Source organism: Motilibacter aurantiacus (genome assembly GCF_011250645.1).
Lineage (GTDB): Bacteria > Actinomycetota > Actinomycetes > Motilibacterales > Motilibacteraceae > Motilibacter_A > Motilibacter_A aurantiacus.
Window position 1 is genome coordinate 1 of sequence record NZ_JAANNO010000061.1, and the last position, 502, is coordinate 502.

Consider the following 502-nt stretch of genomic DNA (forward strand, 5'->3'; position numbering starts at 1 on the left):
TGCTCCGGGTGGGTGTGCGTTCGTTTCTTGAGAACTCAACAGCGTGCTTTGAGGATGGATGCCATATTGTTTTGTCCTCGTGCCTGTCCGTCCGGTGTTGTGCCGGTCGGTCGGGTGGGGTTTCTTTGAGCAATGACGGGTTGCTAGTCGACCTGTTCTTGGTCGGGATAGTTTTCAACATTCTTTGTTGGAGAGTTTGATCCTGGCTCAGGACGAACGCTGGCGGCGTGCTTAACACATGCAAGTCGAGCGGACCCTTCGGGGTTAGCGGCGAACGGGTGAGTAACACGTGAGCAACCTGCCTCTGGCTTCGGGATAAGCCCGGGAAACCGGGTCTAATACCGGATATGACTTCCTGCTGCATGGCGGGGGGTGGAAAGATTTATCGGCCAGAGATGGGCTCGCGGCCTATCAGCTTGTTGGTGGGGTAGTGGCCTACCAAGGCGACGACGGGTAGCCGGCCTGAGAGGGTGGACGGCCACACTGGGACTGAGACACGGCC

General features: G+C 58.0%; 1 rRNA gene. It reads left to right on the forward strand.

The window, feature by feature from the left end:
• Positions 1-184: 184 nt before the first annotated feature.
• Positions 185-502, forward strand: a 16S ribosomal RNA gene (locus tag G9H72_RS20840); the annotation flags it as partial.